This is a genomic window from Mesorhizobium sp. BR-1-1-10 (assembly GCF_020165595.1).
GTDB lineage: Bacteria > Pseudomonadota > Alphaproteobacteria > Rhizobiales > Rhizobiaceae > Mesorhizobium > Mesorhizobium australicum.
The window spans coordinates 432,784-457,316 of the sequence record NZ_JAIUIL010000006.1 but is presented as its reverse complement, the minus strand read 5'-3'; the positions used below and the strand labels follow the sequence as shown (position 1 = coordinate 457,316).

Sequence of the window (24,533 nt, the reverse complement as noted above, 5' to 3'; positions counted from 1 at the left end):
TCGCTATGGACGGCGCGCGGTAAGCCCAGGCTGATATCAGGCCGGGGTCATCAGGGCCGGCAGCAGCGCGCCGGAAATATGCTGCACCACCTTGACGCCCTTCGCATGCACGATCGGTTGCGCATACTGCATAAGCGGCAGCACGTAGGCCTGCTCGGCGATGTATTTATCGACCGCCTTCCACCCGGCGATGCGCTTGGTCTCGTCCTTCTCTCCCCACAGCGGGTTGATCATGTCGATCAGGTCCTGGCTGTCCCAGACCGAATGCGGGCTCGGCCCATACATGGCAAAGCCGGTCGACGTGGTCGGGTCGCCAATGGCGTTGCCCCAATTGTAGAAGGCCGCCGGCGCGAGCTTGTCGGCGGCGCGCAGTTCGTAGTGCTTGGCGATCTCGTAGACCTCGATCGTCGCCTCGATGCCGACCTTGCGCCACATGCCGACGATCGCCTGGATCATTTCATAGTCCTTGGGCTTGAAGCCCTTGGTCGTCTGGATGGTGAACTTGACCGGCTTCTCCGGCGAGTAGCCGGACGCGGCCAGCAGTTCCTTGGCCTTTTCCGGATTGTGCTCGACCTTGATCGAGGCATCGTAGGCCGCGTATTCCGGCGTTTCCAGCGTGGCGAGCGGCTGGCCGTAGCCGCGCAGCAGCCGCTTGACCAGAAGCTCCTTGTCGACCGCCATGACGGCTGCCTGGCGCACGTTCTTGTCCAGCATCGCTTCGATGTCGTTGAAGAAGATCATGCCGATGTCGGAAACATTCTTGATCGACCCGGCAAGCCCATCCTTGGCGATCAGCCGGTCGTACTCTTCATAGGGGATTTCGAGCGTCACCTGCGAGGAACCGGATTCGATCTCGGCCACGCGGCTTGCCGCGTCGGTGACGAATTTGATCGTCACATTCTCGAAAGCCGGCTTGCCGCCCCAATAGGTGGGATTGGCCTTCAGCCGTAGGAAGGCGTTGCGCTCGAACTTTTCGACCATGTAGGGACCGGTGCCGATCGGCGCCTTCTCGAAACCCTCGGCGCCGACTTTCTCGTAATAGGCTTTCGGCATGATGTAGCCGGTGAGGAACGACATCCATTTGAAATAGACCGGGTCGAACTGCACGACATCGCCCGTGATCTTGTTGCCGTCGATCTTGAAATTGTTGACGTTCTTCCACACGAACTGGATCGGGTTGCCGGTCTTTTCATCGCCCGCCCGCTGCAACGACCAGACCACGTCCTCGGGCGTGAACGGCGAGCCGTCATGCCAGGTTACACCCTCGCGCACCGTCATCATGATCTTGGTGCGGTCCTCGTTCCAGCCCCATTCGGTGAGCAGGCCCGGCGCGAAGGACAGGTCCGGCTTCTGCGGGATGAACTGGTCGAACACCGACTGGTAGAGGCCCTGGATGGTCGGGTTGACGGCCGACGGTCCGGTGGTCGGGTCCCAGGACGGCAGGTTGACATTATAGGCGATGGTCAACTCGCCGGCGGCGGCATTGGCCATCTTGGGCAGGCCGACAGCGGCCACACCAAGTGCCGCGGCACTGTATCCCAGTAATTCGCGTCTGTTTATTGTCATGGTCGTTCCCCTTGTTGGTTTATTTGTCTTTTGCGCGGCTTCGTCCGGTCATTGGTTAGGGCTTCGTCGGCAGCAGCACTTGCCTCTCGTCGCCTTCATGAAATCGTCTGGCCTACCTCCCGCCAAGCTGTTGCGCGAGCATGAAGCCCGAGGCGGCACCCGTGCCGGCACCGGGCCATGTCGCGGCGCCGGTGAGATGCAGATTGCTGATCGGCGTGTCCCAGCCGGCATAGCCGCGCGCCGGACGGAACAAGAAGTTCTGCGCCAGATGATGGCTGCCGCAGACCTGGTCGCCGCCGACGAGGTTCGGGTTCTCGCGCTCGAGGTCGATCGGCGAAAACACGGCGCGGCCGAGGATCTTCGCACGCAGCCCAGGTGCGTAGGTCTCGATGATGTCGAGCACGCGGTCGGCATAGGCCTCCTTGACCTGGTCCCAATGGGCTGCTGCGATCTTGCCCGAGGCGTCGCCCACGATTTCGGCGGGCAGCATGCGCACCTGCACCCACAGAACATGTTTGCCTGGAGGTGCCCGGGAAGGATCGACCGCCGTCGGCTGGCCGACGACCAGCACCGGTTCGTCCGGCAACATGCCTGATGTCGCCTGCTGATAGGTGCGCGACATCTGCTCGAGCGATGGCGCTAGATGCACATAGGCGAACCGCCGAAGCTCTGCCCCGGCGCGCCAGTCCGGCAGGTCGTCCAGCGCCAGGTGGATCATCATCGTGCCGGGTGCATGCCGGAATTTTTGCATCGCCGTGTCGAAGCCGGCGTCGCCGGAACCGTTCGGCAAAAGCGTGCCGGCCAACGCCTTGGGTGCAACGCCGGCAATGACCGCCTTGGTGGCCGTATGCGTCTCGCCGGAAGCAAGCCGCACACCGGTCGCCTTGCCACCGGAAACGGTTATCTCGGCGACATCGGCGCCGGTGACGATCCTGCCGCCGGCCGATGTGACAATGCCGGCCAGCGCCCGGATGATCGTGTCGGCGCCACCCTTGCCCAGCACCATGCCAAAACTCTGGTTGGCCATCGATTCCAGATAGGGAAACACCGCGCCGCCGGCGATGTCGGGCGCGAAGTCGAGATGCATGCCCCAGGTGGCGAGCGTCGCCCTGATGTGTGGAGACTCGAAATTTTCCTCCAGCCAGGCACGCGGCGACGACAGCAACAGCCGGCCGGTGTCGAGCGCGCCGGAAACACCTTTTTTGCGCCACAGATTCCAGGCGGTGCTTGCAAGCGCCAGGGCGCTCATGGGCGAGCCCAGCAGCTTGAACAAATGCTCGGCTTCGGCGGGGAAGCCAGCAACCAGCCCTCGCCACGTCGCGGCATCGGCGGCTGAGAAGGCCGCCATGCGGCTGGCGGTCTTTTCCAGGTCGTTGCTGACCCCGAACCAGCGACCATCCGGAAAGGCGCTGGCGAAACAGTCGGCGACAGGCGCGAATTCCAGCCCCTGCGCTTTCAATTCATTTGCATATTTCCGGTGGAAGGCGGAGCCGGCGAACAGGCTCAGATTCATCGCGCCGAAATCGTGGCGGAAGCCCGGAAGCGTGAATTCGCGGGTCTGGACGGCTCCACCGATTGTTGTATTGCGCTCGAAAACCCCGGTTTTCCAGCCCTTGAGCGCCAGATGCGCGGCGCATGCCAGAGTGTTGTGGCCCGCCCCGACAAAGATGGCGTCGAACTCGCTCACGCCCCGTTCCCATTTCCTTTATGCTTAAAGATAATTGCAGATGCATATGTTTTCGTCTAGTAGGATATTAAGGGCCGAGACGAGCCTTGATCATGTCAGACAAGAGGGAACAGAGACCATGGATACCCAGAAACTCCTCGGCGAAGTTGCCGGCCAGCTCCTTTCCGGCGCCATCAAGGTGGTCGACCTGACGGCGCCGCTCGGGCCCGACACACCGCTGATCAAGCTGCCGCCGGAGCTTGCCGTCGACACGCCGAAGGTCGAGATCCACTCGATCTCCCGCTATGACAAGAACGGTCCATGGTGGGCGTGGAACTGGCTGAAGCTCGGCGAGCATTCCGGCACGCATTTCGACGCGCCGCAGCATTGGATCAGCGGCAAGGATTATCCGGACGGCGCCACCGATACCATTCCGGCGCAGAATTTTATCGGGCCGGTCAATGTCATCGACTGTTCGAAAGAGGCCGCCGCCGATCACGATTTCCTGCTCACCGTCGACCACATCAAGGCCTGGGAGGCCAAGCATGGCGCGATCAATGCCGGCGAGTGGGTGGTGATGCGCACCGACTGGTACAAGCGCAACGGCTCGGAAGCCGAGTTCCTCAACGCCAACGAGACCGGCCCGCACACACCCGGCCCGACGGCGGAAGCCATCCAGTTCCTGATCGGCAAGGACATCAAGGGCTGGGGCTCGGAGACGATCGGCACCGATGCCGGCAAGGCCGGCGGCATGGAGCCGCCATTCCCGGCGCACACGCTGATGCACAAGGCCAACCGTTATGGCCTCGCCAGCCTCTGCAATCTCGACCAGCTGCCGCCGAAAGGCGCCATCCTGATCGCTGCACCGCTCAAGATCGAGCACGGCACCGGCAGCCCGATCCGCGCGCTGGCGCTGGTGCCGGGGAAATAGAGCGAGGCGGTCTTCGGGAGAAGATCATGGCTGCAAATGGTACCGCGATGACGAAGTGGGCGCGGCGACCTGGTGAGGTTGCCGCTCTACGCCAAGGAACGCTACCGCGCGCAATTGAACATCATCCACCAAAGCGGGGGAGCGCCCCTCGATGACCGCCCCCGATCACATCATCGTCGGCAGCGGCATCAACGCGCTGGTCTGCGCCGCAATGCTCGGCGACAAGGGCGCCAAGGTGCTCGTGTTGGAGCGCAACGACCGTATCGGCGGTTGCATGCGCACCGAGGAGATCACCGCGCCGGGCTTTGTCCACGACGTGATGGCGACGACCTTCGTGCTGTTCATCACCTCGCCGGCCTTTGCAGCATTGGGCGGCGACCTCGCCCGGCACGGGCTGGAATTCTGCCACACCAGCACGCCGACCGGCGTGCTCATGCCCGACGGCAGCCATGCCGTGCTCAGCACCGGCCGCGCCGCCAATGTCGCTGCGCTGAACGCGATCGCGGCCGGCGACGGTGACCGGCATGCGGAAGATGTCGGCGGCATTGAGCGCAATGCCGGCTTGCTGTTCGGTCTGCTCGGCGGCGCGCTTTGGTCATACCCGACGGCGAAGCTGCTGGCCGGCGATACCTGGCGGCATGGTCCGCGTGGCCTAGCCGCCTTTCTTGGCGAAGCGCTGGTGCCGGCGCGCGGCTGGCTGGAGAGCAGCTATCGGTCCGAGACCGTCAGGGCGCTCTGGGCGCCCTGGGTGCTGCATGCCGGGCTTGGCCCGGAAGATGCGTTTTCCGGCCAGATCGCCAAGGTGATCGCCTTCGCGCTGGAGGCTGCCGGTGCGCCGATCGTCAAGGGCGGGGCGAAGAACCTGCTTGCCGCCTTCGAAGCGCTGATCAGGGAACGCGGCGGCGACATCCGCACCGGCGCCGACGTCGCTTCGGTCGTCCAGGCGGGTGGCCGCGCAGCCGGTGTGCGGCTGGCGTCGGGCGAAACGATCACGGCGAACAAGAGCGTCATCTGCTCGGTCACGCCGACGCAGCTTTACGGCCGTCTGCTCGGCAAGGACGCTTCGAAGGACGACGTCGAAGCGACGCGGAAATACCGCTATGGAAAGGGCAATTTTCAGATCCATTACGCGCTGACCAAGCCGCCGTCCTGGCGCGGCGAGGGCCTCGGCAAGGTGGCGCTGCTGCATCTGACGCCCGGACTGGATGGCGTTTCGAAAGCCTGCAACGAGGCGGCGCGCGGCATGCTGCCGGAGGTGCCGACCATCTGCGTCGGCCAGCCGCACGCGCTCGACCCATCACGCTGTCCGGAAGGCCAGGCGATCCTGTGGCTGCAACTCCCCGAGGCGCCCCGCTACATCAAGGGCGACGCCGCCGGCAAGCTCGATGCGCCTGCCGACGGACTATGGACCGAGGCGCTGCGCGAGGCCTATGCCGATCGCGCTGAAGCGATACTCGCCGGCCATATCGACGGCTTCAAGGACAGCGTGATCGCGCGCCGCGCCTATTCGCCGGCCGATCTCGAGGCGATGAACATCAACCTGGTCGGCGGCGACCCTTACGGCGGCTCCTCTGTTGTCGACCAGTCGTTCCTGTGGCGGCCGTTCAAGACCAGCCGCAACCATCAGACCGGCGTCAAGGGCCTCTACCATATCGGCGCCTCGACCCATCCCGGTGCGGGCCTCGGCGGTGGCTCCGGCTTCCTGCTGGCAGGGAGGCTGTGATGGAACAGAAGGTCGTCGAAAAACGCCAGCGCATTTCCACCCTCGGCCAGATCGGCCTGCAGCAATTCGCGCCCTATCTGATGAACCGCATCATGGGCCGCTACAACGCCACCTTGCGTGACGACTTCCGCAAGCAGGGCCTGACCATTTCGCAGGTGCGCACGCTGGCGGTGCTGTCGGTCACCGATGGCGTCACCGTCAATGACCTCTCGGTCTATACGGTCATCGAGCAGTCTACCCTGAGCCGCACGCTCGACACGCTGGAGGGCCAGGGCTTCGTGCGGCGCGAGCAAGGCGTCACCGACAGCCGCATCCGCCACGTGTTCCTGACCGACGACGGCCGCGCCGAGTTCACCCGCGCCTGGCCGGCCATGCATGACGCCTTCGAGGCGATGTTCGACGATATCGACGACGCCGAATATGCAGCACTCATCGCAACGCTTTTGAAGATGCTCAAAAACATTCGCAAGCACGACATCTAGGCGCCGCCAGCTGTCGGCGGCAACGGAAGGAGGCAGACATGGCCGAACGGTCTTTTGCCAAGGAAGTCGAAAAACTGAGGCTTGGCGCCGGCGAGGAATTCGCCGGCGAGGGCATCCTCGCCATCACCAAGGCGCTGCTGCAGTGCGGCGTCGGCTATGTCGGCGGCTACCAGGGCGCGCCGATCAGCCATCTGATGGACGTGCTGGCCGACGCGCAGGACATTCTGGGCGAACTCGGCGTGCATTTCGAGGCCAGCGCCTCGGAAGCCACCGCCACCGCCATGCTCGCCGCTTCGGTGCATTACCCGATCCGGGGCGCGGCGACGTTCAAGTCGACCGTCGGCACCAATGTGGCTTCAGACGCGCTGGCCAACCTCGCGTCCGGCGGCGTCACCGGCGGAGCGCTGATCATCGTCGGCGAGGATTATGGCGAGGGCTCCTCGATCATGCAGGAGCGCAGCCATGCCTTCGCCATGAAGAGCCAGGTCTGGCTGCTCGACCCGCGTCCGAACCTGCCGTCGATCGTCAAGGCGGTGGAGGATGGTTTCGAACTGTCGGAAATCTCCAACACGCCGGTCATGCTGCAGGTGCGCATCCGCTGCTGCCACGTGCATGGCCATTTCATCGCCAAGGACAACAAGCGTCCGCCGATGACGGTCGCCGATGCGCTCGAAGCGCCGCGCCGCGACACCGGCCGTATCGTTCTGCCGCCGGCTTCTTTCCTGCATGAGAAGGAGAAGGTCGCCAAGCGCTGGCCGGCCGCGGTCGATTTCATCAAGAGCCGCAAGATCAACGAGATCTTCGGCTCGGATCACGGCTCGATCGGCATTGTCATGCAGGGCGGCATGTACAATTCGGTCATCCGTGCGCTGCAGCGTCTCGGCCTTGCCGACACCTATGGCGAGACCGACGTGCCACTCTACGTGCTGAACGCCGTCTATCCCCTGATCGACGATGAGTTCCTGTCGTTCTGCGAGGGCAAGCAGTCGGTGCTGGTCGTCGAGGAAGGCCAGCCCAACTACATCGAACAGGCTTTCGCCGCCATGCTGCACAAGGCCGGGCGTGGCACCCGTCTGGTGGGCAAGGAGCATCTGCCGATGGCCGGTGAATATACCGGCCAGGTCATGCTCGACGGCATCGGCGCCTTCCTGCGCGCCGAGGCGCCGCACCTGTTGCCCGGCGAAGTGCGCGCGCCAAACAAAGTCGGCGATGGCCTCGATACGGCGGACCTGATCAATGTCGTTCCAGGACGACCGCCCGGTTTCTGCATCGGCTGCCCGGAGCGGCCGATCTTCGCCGCGACCAAGCTGGTCGAGCAGGAACTCGGCAAGCACCACATCGCCTCCGACATCGGCTGCCATCTGTTCTCGATCATGCCGCCCTTCGAGCTTGGCGCGACCACCATGGGCTACGGGCTGGGGCCGGCATCGGCCTCGGCGTTCAACGCGCCCGATGCCAAGCGCCGTTCGATCTCCTTCGTCGGCGACGGCGGCTTCTGGCACAACGGCCTGACCTCATCGATCGGCAATGCGGTGTTCAACAAGAATGATGGCGTCATCGTCATCGTCGATAATTTTTACTCGGCCGCCACTGGCGGGCAGGACATCCTGTCGTCGCGCGCGGGCAACAAGACCAAGTCGACCAAGCATCCGATCGCCGAGGCGGTGAAAGGCATGGGCGTAAAATGGCTGCGCCATGTCGACCGCACCTACGATGTCGGCAAGATGCAGGACACGCTGCGCGAGGCGCTGACGACTGACGAGAAGGGGCCAAAAGTCATCGTCGCTTCGTCGGAATGCATGCTCAATCGCCAGCGCCGCGAAAAGCCGCTGGTCGACAAGGCGATCAAAGGCGGCGAGCGTGTCGTCAAGCCGAAATTTGGCGTCGACGAGGACATCTGCACTGGCGATCATGCTTGCATGCGGCTCTCCGGCTGCCCATCGCTGTCGGTCAAGTCGCTCGACGATCCGCTGCGCGACGATCCGGTCGCATCGATCGACCAGAACTGTGTCGGCTGCGGCAATTGCGGCGAGGTCGCCGATGCGGCGGTGCTGTGCCCGTCCTTCTACCGTGCCGACGTCGTGCACAATCCAAGCCGCTGGGACCGTTTCCTGGAGACGGCGCGCCGCGCGACGATCGGCTTTCTGCAGAGGCGGCGCGAAGGCCGGCGCCTGATATTCGCCGATGCTTGATCCTGTTCCTTCCTCGCGCCCCCGGTCCGGTGCTGCCGATGAGCCGGTGATCAAGCTCGCCGTTCTGGCCGTCGGCGGCCAGGGCGGCGGCGTGCTCGCCGACTGGATCACCGACGTCGCCGAGCGCAATGGCTTTGTCGCGCAATCGACCTCGGTCGCCGGCGTCGCGCAGCGCACCGGCGCCACCATCTACTATATCGAAATGGCCCGCGACACCGGCCGCCTGCCGGTCTTCGCGCTGTCGCCCTCGCAGGGCGATGTCGATATCCTGATCGCCGCCGAATTGATGGAAGCCGGCCGAGCCATCATCAGGGGCTTCGTCACCCCCAACCGCACGACGCTGATCGCTTCCTCGCACCGCATCGCCGCCGTGTCGGAAAAGATCGAACCGGGTGATGGCCGCGCTTCGTCGTCCAAAGTCCACGCCACGGCCGAGGCCGCATCGAAGCGCTTCATCGCATTCGACATGGAAAAGATCGCCGCCGACAACGGCTCGATGATCTCGGCCAGCCTGCTTGGCGCGCTGGCCGGCTCCGACGCGCTGCCGTTTACCCGTGAAAGCTACGAGCAGGCGATTGGCACCGGCGGCCGTGGCGTCAAGGCCAGCCTCGCCGCCTTCGCGGCTGCGTATGATCGTGCGCGCGGCACGGCGGCGCCGACGGCGAACCCGGCGATTGTCGGATCTGCCTTGGGTTCGGGACATGTGAGTGGCCCGCGAAACCTGTTGCAGGGATGGCAGGCGCTTGCCGCTCGCATCGACCTGCTGCCGGTTGCCGTGCGCGACATGGCGCTCAGGGGCCTGAGAAAGGTCGTCGACTACCAGGACATCGCCTATGGGCGCGAATATCTCGACCGGCTGGACAAGGCCGTCGCGATTGACAGCTTGGATCCAACCCATGCGCTGTCAATCGCGGCCGCCAAGCATCTGGCCAACGCCATGTGCTATGACGACATGATCCGCGTCGCCGATCTGAAGACGCGCTCGACCCGCGACAGGCGGGTGCGCAAGGAGGTTGGCGTCAAGGATGGTTCGGTCCTGCAAGTGACCGAGTACTTCCATCCGCGCATCGAGGAGTTCTGCGGCACGCTGCCGGCGAGGCTGGGCAGCTACATCGAGGACCGGCCGAAATTGGCAGCCTTCCTCGACCGCCGCATCAACCGGGGCCGCCGCATCCGCACCGACAGCTTTGCCGGCTTCGCCGCTTTGTGGTTCATCGGCGGCCTGCGCCGCTGGCGCCGCCGCCTGCTGCGCCACAAGGTCGAGACCGCGCATCTTGACCAATGGTACACGCTCGCGCTTGGCTACGTGCCGGCGGATTACGCGCTTGCCGTCGAAATCCTCAATTGCCGCCGGCTGATCAAGGGCTACAGCGACACGCATGTGCGCGCCCACTCGAAATTCGACCGCGTGCTGTCGGCGCTTGATCTGCTCGAGGGCAGGGCCGACGCCGCCGACTGGATCCGCCGCCTGCGCGAGGCGGCGCTGAAGGACGAGAAGGGCGACATGCTCGACGGCGCGTTGAAGACCGTGGCGACCTTGGGCCCGGCAACGGGCAACTGAGCCGCACGTCCCGACAGACTTCACCGGGCCATCGGCCCCGTTGGTATGCTCGAAGCCTCGGAGGGTCACCCCGTGGCGCCCTCGGTCCTGCGAGGGCTGGTTTCGACATTCGGACCATCAACCGGTTTGGTGAACGCTGTTCATTTTTCCCCTTGAACGATGTTCAAAGCGTGATAGAGTGCGATTGTGAACGACGTTCATTTCGCAGCGGCCGAAAGCCGCGGATGGGCAAAAGCGCAGCAAGAAAGTTTAACCAGCTCAGGACTATCACTAAAACTGAACAGCGCCTGCAACCCGCAGGGCCTATCGGCACACTGTCGAAGGATTCCGCCAGATGGAAATCGCCATGAACACGCATCTCATGCTTTCGCGGCGCTTCGCGCCACTTTTCTGGACGCAGTTCCTGTCCGCCTTCAACGACAATTTCCTCAAGAACACGCTGGTGTTCCTGATCCTCTTCACACTGGCCGCCGATCAGGCGGCCTCGCTGGTCACTTTGGCCGGCGCCGTGTTCATGGCTCCATTCCTGCTCCTGTCGGCGCTGGGCGGCGAGATCGCCGATCGCTTCGACAAGGCGCTCATCGCCCGCCGGCTGAAATTTGCCGAGATCGGCGCCGCTGCCGTGGCGGTCGTCGGCATCGCGCTGTCCTCCATCCCCGTGCTGATGACCGCGCTGTTGATGTTCGGCATCATCTCGGCGCTGTTCGGGCCGATCAAATACGGCATCCTGCCCGATCACCTCGAACGCAAGGAATTGCCGGGCGCCAACGCCTGGATCGAGTCCGCGACTTTCGCCGCCATCCTCGGCGGCACCATCGCCGGGGGCGTGGTCTCGGCCGATGGCATCGGCGTCTCGGTCTTCGGGCCGATCATGATGATCCTCGCCGTCGGCTGCTGGTTCGTCAGCTGCTACATCCCTTCAACCGGGTCCGCGGCGCCCGACCTCGTCATCGACAGGAATGTCTTTCGCTCGACCTGGCGCCAGGTCAGCGAATTGCGCACGGACTCACGGATCTGGCGCGCCGGCCTGATGACGTCCTGGTTCTGGCTGATCGGCGCCATTGTGCTTTCGATCCTGCCGACGCTGGTCAAGGATCAGCTCGGCGGTGGCGAGATCGCGGTCACCGCCTATCTCGCGGTGTTCGCTATCTCGATCGCCATTGGCTCGGCAATCGCCGCGTGGATGTCGCAGGGACGCATCGTGCTCTTGCCCGCACCGGTCGGCACGGCGCTGCTGGCGCTGTTCGGCCTCGAGCTCGCATGGACCATCTGGAGCATGCAGCCTTCGCCCAGATCCGAAACCCTTGGCCTCTTCTTCGCCGGGCCAAACACGATCCGTGTTGGGATCGACCTCGCCGGCATGGCCATTTCCAGCGCCTTCCTCGTGGTGCCGACCTTTGCCGCCGTGCAGGCCTGGTCGCCCGAGGCGCGCCGCGCCCGGGTCGTCGCCGCGGTCAGCATCGTCAACGCCGGCTTCATGACCGTCGGCGGCTTGCTCGTCGCCATCATCCAGGCAGCCGGCGTCTCGACGGGAGGCATCCTGTTCGGCCTCGCCCTGGCCAATGCCGTCGCCGCCTGGCTGATGCTGAAATACCTGCCGACCAATGCCTTCCGCGATTTTGTCTCCATTCTTTTCCGCGCCTTCCATCGGCTGGAAGTCGAAGGCCTGGACAATCTCAAGGCCGCGGGCCCGGCACCCATCCTGGCGCTGAACCATGTCAGCTTCCTCGATGGACCGCTGGCTCTGACGCTGACCAATGAGGAGCCGGTCTTCGCCATCGACTACACCATTGCGCAGGCCTGGTGGATGAAGCCGTTTTTAAAGCTGACCCGCGCGCTGCCGCTCAATCCGTCCAAGCCGATGTCGACACGCACGCTGATCAAGATCGTGCAGAACGGCGACCCGCTGGTCATCTTCCCCGAGGGCCGCATCACCGTCACCGGCGGGCTGATGAAGGTCTATGACGGTGCCGCCATGGTGGCCGACAAGACCGGCTCGATGGTGGTGCCGATCCGCATCGAGGGGCTGGAGAAAAGCCCCTTCTCGCGGCTGACGGCGCAGCACGTGCGCCGCCGCCTGTTCCCGAAGGTCAAGGTGACCATACTGCCGCCGGTCAGGCTCAAGGTCGACGACGAGCTGAAGGGACGCAAGCGGCGCGCCGCCGCCGGTGCCGCGCTCTACCAGGTGATGTCCGACCTCGTCTTCCGCACCCAGCATATCGACAAGACCGTGCTCGAAAGGATCATCGAGACGGCGACCGAGCGCGGCATGAAGCAACTTGCCGTGCAGGATCCGGTCGCCGGTTCGCTGAGCTACGGCAAGCTGCTCACGGCTGTCGCCGTGCTCGGCGAGAAGTTTGAGACGCTCTATGCCGGACAGGACACGCTCGGCATCATGCTGCCCAACGCCAATGGCGCCTGTGCCGCGCTGCTCGGCGTCATCTCCGCCGGCAAGGTCCCCGCGATGATCAACTTCACCGCCGGTGCCGCCAACATCCTGTCCGCTTGCAAGGCGGCGCAGGTAACCACCATTCTGACCTCGCGGGCCTTTGTCGAGCAGGCCAAGCTTGGCGCGATCGTCGAGGAGATCGGTCGCTCGCTCAACATTGTCTGGCTCGATGATTTGCGCGCGACCATCGGCCTCAAGGACAAGCTGCTCGGCCTGCTGCGCAAAAGTACGCCCAGGGTTGCCCGCAAGGCCACCGACCCGGCCGTGGTCCTGTTCACCTCGGGCTCCGAAGGGACGCCGAAGGGCGTCGTGCTCACCCACCGCAACATCCTGGCCAACGCCGCGCAAGCCGCCTCGCGCATCGATTTCCATTCGGGCGACAAGGTGTTTAACGTTCTGCCGATCTTCCATTCCTTCGGCCTGACGGCGGGCACGGTGCTGCCGCTGGTGTCCGGCGTCCCGGTCTATTTCTACCCGTCGCCGCTGCACTACCGCATCGTGCCGGAACTGGTCTATGCCTCGAATGCGACAATCATCTTCGGCACCGACACCTTCCTCAGCGGCTATGCGCGTACAGCGCATCCCTATGATTTCCGCTCGGTGCGCTATTGCTTTTCCGGTGCGGAGCCGGTCAAGGCCTCGACCCGCGAAACCTACATGGAGAAGTTCGGCCTGCGCATTCTCGAAGGCTACGGCGTTACCGAGACGGCGCCGGTGATCTCCATCAACACGCCGATGTACAACAAATCGGGCACGGTCGGAAAAATCATGCCCGGCATGGAATATCGTCTGGAACCGGTGATCGGCGTCGAGGGCGGTGGCCGGCTGTTCGTGCGCGGCCCCAACGTCATGGCGGGCTATCTCAGGGCCGAAAAGCCGGGCGTGCTCGAACCGCTGCAAGATGGCTGGCACGACACCGGCGACATCGTCAGCATCGACGATGCCGGTTTCGTCAGCATTCGCGGCCGCGCCAAGCGTTTCGCGAAAATCGGCGGCGAGATGATTTCGCTGGCTGCGGTGGAAGCGCTGGCGGGCGAGCTGTGGAAAGGTTCGCTCTCGGCGGTCGCGACCGTACCGGACCCGCGCAAGGGCGAAAAACTGGTGCTCGTCACCGAGGCCGAGAAAGCGACGCGCGCCGAGTTTCTGGCGTTCGCCAAGGCAAATGGCGCCATGGACCTGATGGTGCCGGCTGAAGTGCGCGTCGTGGCGCATGTGCCGGTGCTTGGCTCGGGCAAGATCGACTTCGTCGGCGTGACCAGGCTGGTACGCGGCGAAGCCTTGCAGGCAGCCAAGGTCGAGGCCGCCTGATCGCCGGCGACAGCGAGACGGCGCCACGGTAGGAGACGCGGCGCCGCCAGACCTTCAGGCGATCAGGTTCATCATCGGCTTCACAGCACCTGAGTCCGGAAACACTTTCTCGCCGAGCACCGAGGCCGAAAGTCCGAACTGGTCGGCGAGCAGGCCTTTCAGCACCGCCCTGACGTCGCTGGTCGGCGCAAGGTCGCGCTGCTGGTAAAGTTGCGCGGGCTTCAGCCCCGGCCAGTCGGCGATGACGCGGCCGCCCTTGATGGCGCCTCCGGCGAGCAGCACCACGGTGCCGGTGCCGTGGTCGGTGCCGACCGTGCCGTTGACCCGCGCGGTGCGGCCGAATTCGGTGATGGTGACGATTGCCGTATCCTTCCAGCGCTCGCCGAGACCTTTTTTGAATTCCTCGAAGGCACCGTCGAGGCCGCCGAGCAGGCTGGCGAGGCGGCCGGTCGCGCCGCCTTCGTTGACATGCGTGTCCCAGCCGTCGAAGGCGAGTGCCGCGACACGCGGCCCGTCATCGGCGGCGATCAGCCTGGCGGCGCCTTGCGCGGCCTGCCGCATGCCGGCGGCGCTGTCGAGGCCGCCTTTCGGCTTCATCGTCTTGGCGCCCATCTGGTCGTCAAGCGCCATGCGATCGGCGTCGAGACCTTTTTGCAGCGCGACGGCCAGAACCGGATCGCGATGCTGGTAGAGATCGAGAACGCGCGCCGCGAGGTCGCCGGCCGGCGCCGGCAGCGATTGCGGCGCCCAGCCGAGCACGGGAGCCGCGCCACGGATCACCAGCGGCGTCGACGGTCCGACGGCCAGGCCGCCGAGTGTCGCCACGCGGTCGCCCGCCGGCAGGTTCTCCAGCGCCCGATTGAGCCAGCCGGTGGCGACATGGCCGGGACCGGCAAAGCCGCTTTCCAGCACATCCTGGCCATCGAAATGCGAGCGCTCGCGATAGCCGGTCGCGGCGGCGTGCACGACAGCCGCCTGCTTGTTCTTGAACAACCGCGCAAACACCGGCATCGCCGGATTGACCGCGAAGAAAGCATCGAGCGGCAGTGCCGCGTGCGGGCCGGTGAGCGACAGGGCGATGTCGCCATGAAGGCCGGCATAGTCGGGATCGCCGACCGGACCGACGGTCGACAGGCCGTCCAGCGCACCGCGCAGCACGATGACGATCAGGCGCGGGTCGCGGTTGTCGGCGGCACGGGCGAAGCGCGGCAGATAGGCCCAGGCAAACAGCGCGCCGCCGGTCGTCAGCACGGCGCGGCGGGAAGGGTGAGGGGTTTCGCACAGCAGGCTCATGACTTCGTCTCCATGGGAGTTGTCGGCGCCGGACCTATCGTTCGATCTATCGTCGCTGGAATTCGGGCGCCATCAGCAGCAGCGCCAGGCCTTGCTGCTTGGACTCCGCGCGGGCGACCGCCTGCCGTGTTTCGGGCGAGGCGGAGGGACCGACGACCGCGTCGAGCATGCCGTTGGGGTGGCCGATGTCCTTCACTTGCCGGGCGGCCTGCCATGCGATGTCGAGGCGGATCTTCATGCCTTCCGCCGATGCCCAGCTGTCCGCCTGGTCGGAAAAGCCGTTCGGTCCCGGCGGCCGCCAGAGCGGCTCGCCCAGCGCGTTGAGCCAGTTGAGCGACTGGCCAGGGTCGTTCGTCGGGCCAGGACCGGCTGCCCGGCGGATGGCCGCGATATAGTCGAAGGGGGAGCGCATCTTGGCCAATGGCGTCGACCACGCTTCCGGCATGTCGACGAGCGCCGCCGCCAGTGTCCTGAGATTGCCGTCGCTCCTGGTGAACACCTTGGCGAGGCGGGCGACCGCCGCCGACGGCGGCTCGTCGGCTATGAAATGGCGGGCAAGTTGCGTGGCGATGTGTTGCGCGGTCGCCGGATGACGGGCGATGTCATTGAGCGCGGCCTCGGCCTGGCCCATGCCGCCAGCCGGATAGGTCTTGCCGAGCAGCACCGCGTCACCCGGCTCATGCGCATTGGCGTTGAAAACGGAACTGCCGGGTTCGCCCAGCCGTCCTTCCCGTCCGGCCATCATCCAGCCGGTCAGGATGCGCGCGAAGCTGGTCACGTCGGCTTGGCTGTAGCCGCTGCCGACACCGAGCGTGTGCAGTTCCAGGATTTCGCGGGCGAGGTTCTCGTTGAGGCCGCGCTGGCGGTTCTTGCCGGCGCGGGAGTCCGGGCCGATCGACTGCTGGTTGTCGAGATAGAACAGCATGGCCGGATGCCGCTCCACCGCCATGAGCATGTCGGCGAAGCGCCCGAGCACGAAAGGCCGGATGGCCTCCCGTTCGAACGCCCCGGCGCTGGCGCGCACGATGTTGTCCTTGGCGACGGAGACGCAGAAATGGTTCGACCAGAAATAGACCAGGCGCTCGACGAAGCCGGCCTCTGCCTGCATCGCCTTGTCGAAGCGCGCCTGTGCCTCCGCCCGGAACAACATAACCTCGACAGGCGGCACGGCGGGTTCGGCCGCGGCCGGGGCGACGGGCGGCGACATGGCCGGTGCGGCGGGTGGCGGCATGACCGAGGCCGCGGCTGGCGTGCCCGCTGGCGGCTGCTCCGTCGCCATTCGCTGCCGGTCTGGCTTGCGCTGGAGATTTGCCGCCATGCTGGCCTGGATGGCCGGCGTGCTCCCCCTGAGGTCGGCATAGGCGGGATCGTCGAGTTGTATCATGGCGACGTCGGGCCGCCGCAGCTCCGCCTTGAGATAACCGCGAGGGTCGCCGGCCAGTCTTTCGTGGTCACCCGGCCGGGCTCCAAGGCCGAAGCGGTTGAAGGCTATCAAAGCGGGATCTGGCAGGGCGGGATCTGGCGCCATGGGCACTTTGGTCGCGACAGCCATGTCAACGCTCCATCGTTGGATCTCACGCGAGGCGCGCGACGCCCGATCGGGCTGTTTCCCCAGCTCAAAACGGGGACAGGCGGCCGGGCAGGCGGATGCCGCCCGGCCCCCGCGCGCGCTTACCAGCGGTGCCAGCGGTGCCAGTGGCGGTGCGGATGCCAGCCGTAGTAGGCCGGGCCGTGCCAATAGCGGTAGCGCGGATACACCACGACACGGTTGGGAACGCAGCGCCCCCAGCGATTGGGATGCCATCCAGGCCCGCAACCCCAGGCCACGTGATCGATCAGCGCCGGGGCGGCCGGCTGCGCCACCAGCGGCATGGCGGCAGAGGTCGCGACGGTCGCGGCGGTTCCGGTGAAGGCGAGGACGGCTGCCGCCGCATACTGTGTCAGACGGTTCATGACGTTACTCCGAATGTTATCCGAGAATGAAAACCTGTGCGTACCGATTGGTCCGGCAGGCTTGCCCTTCCTCTTGTTAAACGGCCTCGCGGTCGTTTTCCGTCGGCGGTCACGGCGATTTTTTCGGCTCTGCCGCCGGTGGCGGCCCGGCCCGCCTGGCCAGCCCGTCCGCGAGCACGGCGCGATCCCCGGCCGAACCCGCCGTCGCGAACTCGACGATGCGCTGCTCAAGCCGTGTGCGCACGGCGATATCGGCATTGCGCGCCCTTTCCAGCGCGGCCGACAGGGCCGTCGTGTCGAGGACGGGCTGGCGCAGCAGGTCGGCTGCCTCGCGCCTGGCCTGCTGGCCATCGAGGATGACCTGGCGGGATTCGCGCCGCACGTCGCGCAGCGCCTTTCGAAACAGCACACGTTCCTGGTTGGGAAGCCGGCTCCCGGCGGCTTCCAGCGAATAGCCCTGGCCGGGCTTGCCGCTTCTTATCCAGACGGCTCCGCCCGCAAGCGCGCCGGCCAGGAAGACATTCAGCACCACGGATGCGATGACGAGGTAGCGGCCCGTGCTCATAGGTCCTCCTCCATCGTCTCGCCATCGGACCCGGCATCGCCGAACGCCGTCGCATTGGCATCGAGGAGATAGCGGTCGGGCTGAAACTCTGGCGTGACGACGCTCACCAGGGCCAATCCGGCGATGGCGCCGGCCAGGCCGATGCCGGCGAGTCCAAGACCCAGCCACCAGATCCGCCGGCGCCGGCGCTGGACGAGCAGCCGGTCGGCCATTCGCAGGATGCCGCCGTGCAGTGCCGCGCCAGGCGCCATGACGTCATAGCTGTCGAGCAAGGCGTCGAGTTTGCCTGCCTGCCCCAATATGGCCGCGCCCATCTCGGTCCTTGCGAACGTCGCGCCGGTCGTGCGGTTGGCCTGAGGCCACCGCCGCAAGTCGCCGCCATAGGCCGCCGCCAGAGCCGCAAAGCGCTCTGCATCCACTGCCGGTTCGTTCCTGGACCCATCAGACATCGGTCTGTCCTTTGATCGCGGCTTTCTCATTCATCGACACTATCCTTGGCCAGGATCACCTGCAGCGCCCGCCGGCCGCGCGAAAGCAGGCTTTCCAGGGCATCGACGCTGATCTCCAGGATCGCGGCCGCCTCTATGTTGGACATCTCCTGATAGTAGACCAGGAGGATCGCCTCGCGCTGGCGCGGCGCGATTGCCTGCAAGGCCTGCTCGACCCGATGCGCCTCCTTGCCGGGATGGGCATCGGGAAGCGGGGCGGGATCGACAATGTCCGGCAGGTCGTCGGTCACCAGCTCGCGGCGCCGGCGCAGCCGGTCGTAACAAAGGTTTAGCGTCACCCGGTGGATCCAGCTGTCGAAGCGTGCGTTGCCGCGCCGCCAGCCCGATGCGTGACGCCAGATGCGCATAAAGGTTTCCTGTGCGACGTCCTCGGCCTCCGCCGCATCGCCGAGCATGCGCGCGGCCAGCGAAAGGATGCGCGGCAGCTTGCGCGCGACGAGCGTCCGCACCGCCGCGGGGTCGCCGGTGCCGACCCGGCGAACCAGCTCCTCGTCCGGGTCGGGGCTCATGGGTTGGCGCACACCCAATGTCCATCATGCGTCATAGCCTCTTGGTCATTGCTCCGGCTTGGGAGCGGATTTGTGGCCCGGCATCTCGTCGCCCGTCAGAATGCCGTCGCCATTCTTGTCCAGCCTGGCAAAGCGCTTGGCGAATAACGCATCGAGCTCGGCCCGGTCGATGAAGCCGTCATGGTTGGAATCAATGCGCGCGAAGGATTTGGCGGGATCGCCTTTGACGTTGCGCTTGGCCTGAAAGGCCTCCCATTCCAGCAGGCTGATCTTGCCGTCGCCGTCCGTGTCGGCGGCCATGATCGCCTTCTCTCGCCGTTTCTGGAACTTGGCCACCGTGATGTCGGACTTGGCGGCCGACGAAGTCGCGGCGGGCGGTGTGGCGGCCGGTGGCTGTGTCCCTGTCTGGGCCAGAGCCGCGGTGGTCAGCAGGCTCAGGGCAGCGGCAAGGATCGAACGGCGTATCATGCTTCACGTCTCCGGTTGGCGCATTGCCATGGCCCGATGCCATGGTCATGCTTCAACCGTTAAACGTCGTGATCGCAGAAATCCGTCGGTCGCCATGCCTATCACGCCGCTTGCCGGCGATGATGGACCTTGGCGGCCCAGGGTACGGCAGAACACCTCGTCCGGCGCATCTGAATTGCGCCGGGCCGGCTCGTTGGCGAAGGCGGGAATTACGTCGATTGGTCGGCGGCTATCAACTGATCCGATTTGAAGCCGGCATGCTGGGGGGTCCACACGTCGCCGTCTTTGTTGAACCAGTGGCACAGATACATGCCGGAAGCGGCGCCGTCGCTGACCGTCATCTTCGGGCCTCCCGACCTCAGCTTGACGACGTCTCCGGTCTTGAAAGTGTTGGGCATTTGGACCTCCCATGCTGACACCCGACATTTCATACCAAAACGGGGGTCCCGACAATGGCATATGGGTCTTCTGGGCTACTGTCTTATGCGGCAACGCGGAGACATCGCTGACGCGCCATCGGGGCGAACCGGGCACCCCCCCAACAGGTCAGTCCACCTCGATCACACGCCTGGCCGGCTTCCCAGTCGGCTCCCGTCGGCGCGCAGGCGGGGCCTTGTCCGCCAATGCCTCCTGCTGCAGTCTCTGCTCCCTCAGGCGGGTTGTCTTGGCGTCCCTTGCGTGACGCTCGGCATCCAGCACCAGCCTCGCCTCGCGGTCCGCTCTTGCCAGCTTTTCCTTGTCGACACGCCTTGGCAATTCAAAACCTCCTGTCATGGAACTGTCGGCAGGAAATGTGCAACCCAAGTGTCTGTTCCAAAAAAATAGAAATGCGCGGTCCATCATTTGTTATTGAGATTTGAAAATCCCGGATTGCTCGCTTTCGCGAGTTTTCCAAGCCCGGAGCAAGTCGCGACTTGCCTCGCGGGTCTTCGGCCAGATCTGCACCGCTCCCGAGTTGTTGTCGATCGACGGGCAGATCCTTGCATCCATGGCAAACGCAAACGGCCGGGGATTCGGGCCTCTTCCGCGCGTCCAGGCAGCTTCGACCATCGGTTTGAAAAACTGGTGCCGCTTAGGTGACTCGAACACCTGACCCCATCATTACGAATGATGTGCTCTACCAACTGAGCTAAAGCGGCCCGGGAGGCCAAGGCCTCCAAGATGGGCAGGGTGATAGACTCAACCGGCCGCGAATTCAAGATGCGACTTGGCAAATCATGCAAGAGCCGCGCCCCGATCGAAACCGGCGTTCTGGCGTCCCTGCATGCCCGGAATCGCCGACATGTTCCGATTTTGTTTGCCGGAACATCGTGAAAATAGACTTTGGACGGTCTGTCGAGGCAGAATGCGGCTGCCCGCCCGTTGATTGATTGGTCGCCTGCGGCTAACCATCATGAAAGCTTGGGACAATTTGCAGAGGGATCTCGCTTGGACGCGATCGAAAAAGCGATCCGGAACGCCCTGGAAAAGGGCAATGCCGAGGACCGTGCGTTCCGCGAGAGGGTCTATCGTTCGGCCTTCGCCGCGCTCGACCGCGCGCTCCAGGCCAATCCCGGCGTGACCGTGGAAGTCGCCATCAAGCGCCGCAAGGCAATCCAGGCAAAAATCACCGAAATCGAATCCGAGTACCTGCCGGCGGTGCCCGGTGTTGCCCCGCAGATCGACGCGCCGGCGGTCGAGGCCGCGGCCGGCGCGGCGCCCGCGGTCGAGGCGGGCCCAAGGGCGTCATCGCCCGCTGTGACCGTCGACGGTCCCGGGCAGCCCGCTTCCGACGCACCGCGTTCGCGCGTGCTGCCGGTGGTTCCCGACATCATGCCGGATGCGACCCTGCCCGGTGCGCCAGCCATCGACATGTCGGTTCCAGCCTCTTCCGGTGCCGCCACGGAAGTCGCGCCCGATCGCGATGAGCGGCGCATTCGAGGCCGGCGGCTGCCGCTGACCGCCATTTTCTTCACGGTGACGCTGCTCGCGGCGATTGGCATCGGACTGTACTTTGCCATGCAAACCGGTGTGTTCAAGACCGCCGCGCAGCTCAATACCGCGCCGCCGGAAGCGCCGCCGACCGTCGAGGACGACGATTTCACCCCGGCCGATGGCGCCAACGCGCCGGCAAAGCCCGGTGCCGCGGACCTGTCGCGCGACTGGATCAATGTGTTTTCACCGTCCGACCCGACGCATGTCGCCGCTCCGTCCGACGCCAAGGCCGAGGTGATGAAGGACGACAGCGGGCCGTTCCTGCGCATCCAGTCCGGCGCCTCCGGCTCGGCGATCGCCTTCGATGTCGGACAGGGCGTGCTGGAAAAACTCGCCGGCAAGCACGCCGTGTTCGACATCATCGCCCGGGCCGAGGACGGCAAGGACACGCAGATATCCGTCGACTGCAATTTTGGCGAACTCGGCGATTGCGGCCGCAAGCGTTACGCGGTCGGCCAGCAGAAGAACGAATATCTGTTCGACGTGAAGTTTCCCGACAAGCATCCGGGCTCGGCCGGAACCATCGCCATCAATTCCGATTTCGACAAGCAGGGCAAGGCGGTCGACGTCTACGAGATCCGTGTCTCGGTCGAACCCTGAACTGAATTCGTTGCGACTGACACATTGACGGTCCCTAGCGGTCGAGCAGCGCCTGCAGGGTTTCTATCCGATCGGCCTCGTTGGCCGGCTTGTCCCAGCGCAATCGTGAAATCCTGGGGAAACGCATGGCCACACCCGATTTGTGCCGGGTCGAACGATTGAGTCCCTCGAAGGCGACTTCCAGCACCAGGCCATTGTCGCGGTCGGCGCGCACCGAGCGCACCGGTCCAAAACGCTCGACGGTGTTGTCACGGACATATTTGTCGATCTGCTTCAGCTCTTCATCGGTGAATCCGAAATAGGCCTTGCCGACCGGCACGAGTTCCTCCTCGCCCTCGGCTCCGGACCAGACGCCGAACGTGTAGTCGGAATAGAAGCTCGAGCGCTTGCCGTGGCCCCGTTGGGCATACATCAGCACCGCGTCCACCGTGTGCGGATCGCGCTTCCATTTGAACCATGGACCCTTCGGCCGGCCGGCGACATAGGGCGAATCCCAGCGCTTCAGCATCACGCCTTCGATGATCGGATGCGGCGGCGCGCGGCGCAGGTCCTCGAGCGACCGCCAATCCGTGAACGCGACGAAGGGGGAGAGATCGAAGCGGCTCGGGTCGAGCGTCCCGATGAAGGCTTCGAGCCGGCCGCGTCGCTCGCGGAAGGACAGTCCGCGCAGATCCTCGGCACCGATTTGAAGCACGTCGTAACAGCGCATGAAGGCTGGATATTGCTGCTGCATCTTCGGCGTCACCGTCTTGCGGTTCAGCCGCTGCTGCAGGTCCGAGAAGCTTCCCGTCGCTTCTCGCGGATCGCCGACAAGCAATTCGCCATCGAGCGCGGCGGAAAAATGCATGGCGTCGGCGAGGTCTGGAAAGGCCCCTGAGACATCATCGCCGGTGCGCGAATAGAGCCGGCGGATGCCGCCTTCGGCCACCGCCTGGACGCGGATCCCGTCCCATTTCCACTCCGCCGCGTAGTCGGCGGGATCGAGCTTTTCGAGGTCGCCGTCACCGACCGGGTTCGACAGCATGACCGGGCGAAACAGCGCCATCACGGTGCTGCGCGGTTTCTCGTCCTTGCCTTCCAGCCAGGCGAACAGCGCCGTGTAGGGCGGCGATAGCCCATGCCAGAGCTCCTCGATCTCGGCGACGTCGACCTTGCCGAAATCGGCCAGCGCCTGCTTGGCCAGCCGCGCCGAGACGCCGATGCGCAGGCCGCCGGTGACCAGCTTGATGATGGCAAAGCGTGCCGAGATGCCGGCGCTGTCGAGCAGCCCCGTCAGCACCTTCGGTCCATCGGAGCGGCTTGCCGCCTGCAGCTTGGCCACCACCTCGCCAAGCGTCGGCTCGCGGTTGGCGATCCTGCCAGGCGTTCGCGGCCAGACCAGCGACACCGTCTCGGCGAGGTCGCCGACATAATCGTAGGAATAGCCGAACAGCACCGGGTCCATGCGTTCGGTGACCAGCGTGCGCAGCATGGCCGGCTTGACCGCGGCAATCCTGAGATCGCCGGTGATGGCGGCCAGCGCCAGGCCGCGATCGGGATCCTCCACGCTGCGGAAATAGTCGGTCAAAAGGGTCAGCTTGCCGTTGCGCGACGGCGTCAGCACCAGGCGGTCGAGAAGCTCGGCGAAGCGGTTCATGCCGTCAATCGCCCTCATCCTCATAGCCCACCAGATGCAGCGGGCGGGCGGCGATGCCTTCCAGTTCGCACCAGCGCACCAGCGCTTCCTCGCGGCCGTGCGTGACCCAGATTTCGGCGGCTCCGGTCTCCTTGATGGTGGCGGTGAGTTCGTCCCAGTCGGCATGGTCCGAGATGATCAGCGGCAGTTCGACGCCGCCTTGCCTGGCGCGCTGGCGGATGCGCATCCAGCCCGACGCGAAGCACGAGATCGGATCGGGAAAGCGCCGCGCCCAGCGGTCGGCGAAGGCCGATGGCGGGCCGACCACGATGGCGCCGGCGAAATCTTGCTTGGCCCCGCTCTCCACCGTCGCCGGCTCGAGATCGCCGAGATCGATGCCCTGGCTCTGGTAATACGCGCTGAGCCTGGCCAGCGCGCCATGGATGTAGAGCGGCTTGTCGTAACCGGCGTCGCGCAACAGCCGCATCACGCGTTGCGCCTTGCCCAGCGCGTAAGCCCCGACCAGGTGCGAGCGCTCCGGGAATTGCGCCGCCGATTTCAGCAGCCGGGCGATCTCTTCCGTGTCTGGCGGATGGCGAAACACCGGCAGGCCGAAAGTCGCCTCGGTGATGAAGATGTCGCAGCGGATCGGCTCGAAGGGCGCGCAGGTCGCATCCTTCTGCCGCTTGTAGTCGCCGGAGGCGACGATGCGCCTGCCCTGGTGCTCGACCGATATCTGCGCCGAACCCAGCACATGGCCGGCCGGATGAAAGCTGACATCGACGCCGTTGAGGGCAATCGTCTCGCCGAGCCTGGCTGTCTGCGTCGTCCCCGCGAAATCCTCGCCGTAGCGAAGTCCCATGATGTCGAGCGTCTGCTGTGTCGCAAGCACCGAGCCGTGGCCGGAACGCGCATGGTCGGAATGGCCGTGCGTGATCAGCGCCCGGTTCACCGGCCGCACCGGGTCGATGAAGAAATCGCCCGGCGGGCAGTAGAGGCCTTCGGGCCGGGGATGAAGCAGGTCGCTGGCGCGCATGATGCCAAGATAGGATATAATTCCGCTGGGGAAAGCCTGTTGGCCGAGACTGCTGACTCCCGGGCAAAGCCTGTCCAATTCGGTTCAGCTTCGGCATTCCTTGCTCTACAGAGATGGGCGGCCGGCTCCCTGC

The 24,533-nt window shown here is 65.2% G+C and carries 20 protein-coding genes and 1 tRNA gene; 7 read left to right on the top strand and 14 right to left on the bottom strand.

The window, feature by feature from the left end:
- Positions 1-36 precede the first annotated feature (36 nt).
- Positions 37-1,566 carry an ABC transporter substrate-binding protein gene (locus LB555_RS16165; protein WP_224643806.1) on the bottom strand — a complete coding sequence of 510 codons (1,530 nt, stop codon included), beginning with the start codon at positions 1,564-1,566 and terminating at the stop codon, positions 37-39.
- A 112-nt stretch (positions 1,567-1,678) separates the two neighbouring features.
- A complete protein-coding gene (locus LB555_RS16160) occupies positions 1,679-3,253 on the bottom strand; it encodes a phytoene desaturase family protein (protein ID WP_224683251.1) in 1,575 nt (524 codons plus the stop codon).
- A gap of 118 nt (positions 3,254-3,371) precedes the next feature.
- Between LB555_RS16160 and LB555_RS16155 the strand changes: the two genes are divergently transcribed.
- The 6 genes from LB555_RS16155 (at position 3,372) to LB555_RS16130 (ending at position 13,878) form a co-directional block, all read left to right on the top strand.
- Entirely contained in the window at positions 3,372-4,163 is a 792-nt protein-coding gene (locus tag LB555_RS16155; RefSeq protein WP_140660600.1) for a cyclase family protein, read from the top strand.
- Between the two features lie 151 nt (positions 4,164-4,314).
- Entirely contained in the window at positions 4,315-5,886 is a 1,572-nt protein-coding gene (locus LB555_RS16150) for a phytoene desaturase family protein (RefSeq protein WP_224683250.1), read from the top strand.
- Positions 5,886-6,368, top strand: coding sequence for a MarR family winged helix-turn-helix transcriptional regulator (locus tag LB555_RS16145; RefSeq protein WP_015314077.1), 483 nt, complete (start codon positions 5,886-5,888; stop codon positions 6,366-6,368). The genes LB555_RS16150 and LB555_RS16145 overlap by 1 nt, the downstream gene beginning before the upstream one ends.
- Positions 6,369-6,406: 38 nt before the next feature.
- Positions 6,407-8,560, top strand: a complete 2,154-nt coding sequence (locus LB555_RS16140) for an indolepyruvate ferredoxin oxidoreductase subunit alpha (protein ID WP_140723058.1) — start codon at positions 6,407-6,409, stop codon at positions 8,558-8,560.
- Positions 8,553-10,121, top strand: coding sequence for an indolepyruvate oxidoreductase subunit beta family protein (locus tag LB555_RS16135; RefSeq protein ID WP_140723055.1), 1,569 nt, complete (start codon positions 8,553-8,555; stop codon positions 10,119-10,121). Before LB555_RS16140 ends, LB555_RS16135 begins: the two co-directional genes overlap by 8 nt.
- 346 nt (positions 10,122-10,467) lie before the next feature.
- Complete coding sequence (locus tag LB555_RS16130) at positions 10,468-13,878, top strand: acyl-[ACP]--phospholipid O-acyltransferase (RefSeq protein ID WP_224683249.1); 3,411 nt, start codon at positions 10,468-10,470, stop codon at positions 13,876-13,878.
- A 54-nt stretch (positions 13,879-13,932) separates the two neighbouring features.
- Here LB555_RS16130 and LB555_RS16125 read toward each other — a convergent pair whose 3' ends face one another.
- The 10 genes from LB555_RS16125 to LB555_RS16080 all read right to left on the bottom strand — a co-directional run bounded on the left by LB555_RS16125 (position 13,933) and on the right by LB555_RS16080 (position 20,314).
- On the bottom strand, positions 13,933-15,171 hold the full coding sequence (locus LB555_RS16125; RefSeq protein WP_224683248.1) for a DUF1501 domain-containing protein: 1,239 nt from the start codon (positions 15,169-15,171) through the stop codon (positions 13,933-13,935).
- 46 nt (positions 15,172-15,217) lie between these two features.
- Positions 15,218-16,723, bottom strand: coding sequence for a DUF1800 family protein (locus LB555_RS16120; protein ID WP_224683247.1), 1,506 nt, complete (start codon positions 16,721-16,723; stop codon positions 15,218-15,220).
- Between the two features lie 119 nt (positions 16,724-16,842).
- The gene (locus LB555_RS16115; RefSeq protein ID WP_224683246.1) at positions 16,843-17,124 is read right to left on the bottom strand and encodes a GCG_CRPN prefix-to-repeats domain-containing protein; all 282 of its coding nucleotides are present in this window, start codon (positions 17,122-17,124) and stop codon (positions 16,843-16,845) included.
- Between the two features lie 109 nt (positions 17,125-17,233).
- Positions 17,234-17,689: a periplasmic heavy metal sensor gene (locus LB555_RS16110; RefSeq protein WP_224683245.1), complete on the bottom strand. Its 456-nt coding sequence runs from the start codon at positions 17,687-17,689 to the stop codon at positions 17,234-17,236.
- Positions 17,686-18,138, bottom strand: a complete 453-nt coding sequence (locus tag LB555_RS16105; protein ID WP_224683244.1) for a hypothetical protein — start codon at positions 18,136-18,138, stop codon at positions 17,686-17,688. Before LB555_RS16105 ends, LB555_RS16110 begins: the two co-directional genes overlap by 4 nt.
- Before the next feature lie 26 nt (positions 18,139-18,164).
- On the bottom strand, positions 18,165-18,707 hold the full coding sequence (locus LB555_RS16100) for an RNA polymerase sigma factor (protein WP_140714101.1): 543 nt from the start codon (positions 18,705-18,707) through the stop codon (positions 18,165-18,167).
- Positions 18,708-18,752: 45 nt separating this feature from the next.
- The gene (locus LB555_RS16095) at positions 18,753-19,175 is read right to left on the bottom strand and encodes an EF-hand domain-containing protein (RefSeq protein WP_224683243.1); all 423 of its coding nucleotides are present in this window, start codon (positions 19,173-19,175) and stop codon (positions 18,753-18,755) included.
- 209 nt (positions 19,176-19,384) lie between these two features.
- A complete protein-coding gene (locus LB555_RS16090) occupies positions 19,385-19,573 on the bottom strand; it encodes a YodC family protein (RefSeq protein ID WP_015314066.1) in 189 nt (62 codons plus the stop codon).
- Between the two features lie 148 nt (positions 19,574-19,721).
- On the bottom strand, positions 19,722-19,931 hold the full coding sequence (locus tag LB555_RS16085) for a hypothetical protein (RefSeq protein WP_015314065.1): 210 nt from the start codon (positions 19,929-19,931) through the stop codon (positions 19,722-19,724).
- Positions 19,932-20,238: 307 nt separating this feature from the next.
- Positions 20,239-20,314 (bottom strand) — tRNA-Thr (locus LB555_RS16080).
- A 289-nt stretch (positions 20,315-20,603) separates the two neighbouring features.
- Here LB555_RS16080 and LB555_RS16075 point away from each other — a divergent pair.
- Entirely contained in the window at positions 20,604-21,749 is a 1,146-nt protein-coding gene (locus LB555_RS16075; protein WP_140714097.1) for a hypothetical protein, read from the top strand.
- 34 nt (positions 21,750-21,783) lie between these two features.
- On the opposite strand, the gene LB555_RS16070 is transcribed toward LB555_RS16075, so the two are convergent.
- A complete protein-coding gene (locus LB555_RS16070; RefSeq protein WP_224683265.1) occupies positions 21,784-23,385 on the bottom strand; it encodes a cisplatin damage response ATP-dependent DNA ligase in 1,602 nt (533 codons plus the stop codon).
- 4 nt (positions 23,386-23,389) lie between these two features.
- Positions 23,390-24,400, bottom strand: a complete 1,011-nt coding sequence (locus LB555_RS16065; RefSeq protein WP_224683242.1) for a ligase-associated DNA damage response exonuclease — start codon at positions 24,398-24,400, stop codon at positions 23,390-23,392.
- Positions 24,401-24,533: the final 133 nt, after the last annotated feature.